This window comes from Demequina subtropica (genome assembly GCF_000971235.1).
GTDB lineage: Bacteria > Actinomycetota > Actinomycetes > Actinomycetales > Demequinaceae > Demequina > Demequina subtropica.
Genome location: NZ_BBMB01000021.1, coordinates 1 through 1339 on the forward strand (window position 1 = coordinate 1; position 1339 = coordinate 1339).

Annotated in this window: 1 protein-coding gene; it reads right to left on the reverse strand. The window is 65.6% G+C overall.

Annotation, left to right across the window (positions count from 1 at the left end; translation table 11 throughout):
* Positions 1–27: 27 nt before the first annotated feature.
* Positions 28–1283, reverse strand: a protein-coding gene (locus AOM06_RS14660; protein ID WP_156163737.1) for an IS3 family transposase whose coding sequence is annotated in 2 segments (ribosomal slippage) — positions 28–1013 and positions 1013–1283 — 1257 coding nt in all. Because the reading frame shifts where the segments join, the coding sequence is not laid out codon by codon here.
* Positions 1284–1339 lie beyond the last annotated feature (56 nt).

A 1339-nucleotide genomic window follows, 5' to 3' on the forward strand; every position in this document is an offset into this window, starting at 1 on the left:
TGAACCGCCCGCGGTTTCTTGCCGCTTCTATGCGGGTGCCAGCACCGGCGGTGCGGGCGTGGTGATGTCAGCGTAGTAGGCGGCCTCGAACTCGTCGGGTGGGACGTCGCCCAGGCGGGAGTGCAGGCGGTGCTGGTTGTACCAGTCGATCCACGCAAGCGTGACCCACTCGACGTCTTCCAGACGTCTCAGCGGGCCGTCACGGAATGGTGAGTCGTCGCGGATCGCTTCGTTCTTGAACAACCCGATTGTGGACTCTGCCAGGGCGTTATCGTAGGCATCGCCGATGGATCCGATCGAAGCTGCGATGCCTTCGAGGGCGAGGGTCTCGGCGAAGGACACGGACGTGAACTGGCTTCCGGCGTCAGAATGATGCACCAAACCGTCGCCTGCAGGATGGCCGGCGCGGTCACGCCGCCACAGCCCCATGCGCAGCGCGGTCGTCACCAGCGGCGTCGTCTTCGACATCGACGCGTGCCAGCCGACGATCGCCCGCGAGTAGCAGTCGATGACGAACGAGACGTAAGCGAAACCCGCCCAGGTGCGCACGTAGGTGAAGTCCGCGACCCAGCGGATGTTCGGCGCGGGCGCGGTGAAGTCCCGATCCAGCAGATCCGGAGCACGCTCTGCATTGCGATCAGCGATCGTGGTGCGCACACCGCGGCCACGCACACGACCGTTGAGTCCCAGGTCTCGCATGAGGCGATCGACCTGACGGGCCGAGGCCGGCAGGCCCTGGCGGCGCAGGTGAGAGACCATCTTGCGCCGCCCGTACATGCCCTCGGGAGTGCCCGTCGTGGCCAGTAGCGCGTCGATCACGACCGCGTCCACCCGATCCCGCACCGACGCGTCACGAATGCGCATGTCTCGGTAGGTTCGTGCAGCGATCTGGACGCCCTGCCCTCGCAGGACGGCGCAGATCGACTCGACCGCACGACCCTTGGTGCGCTGCTCGTCGATGAACGCGACGATCAGCGACGACGGGGGTCGAGTTCCCCAGCGAAGAAAACCGCTGCGTCCTTGAGGATCGCGTTGGCCTCCCGCAGCTCGCGGTTCTCCCGCTCGAGCTTGCGAATCTTCTCGGACTCGGATGTCGTCACGCCCTGACGCTCACCTGCGTCGACCTGAGCTTGGCGCACCCACCGGCGCAGCGACTCGGCTCCGAAACCGAGTCGTCCAGCGACCGTTTGGCATGCGACGGTGAGGTTCGGGTACTCATCAAGATGGTCCAGGACCAGCCGCACGGCACGCTGCTTGGTCTCCTCGGGAATCCTCTTCGGCATGGGCTCTATCTTCCTTCCAGACTCGAAAGGAAGCGGCATCAAACCGGGGACGGTTC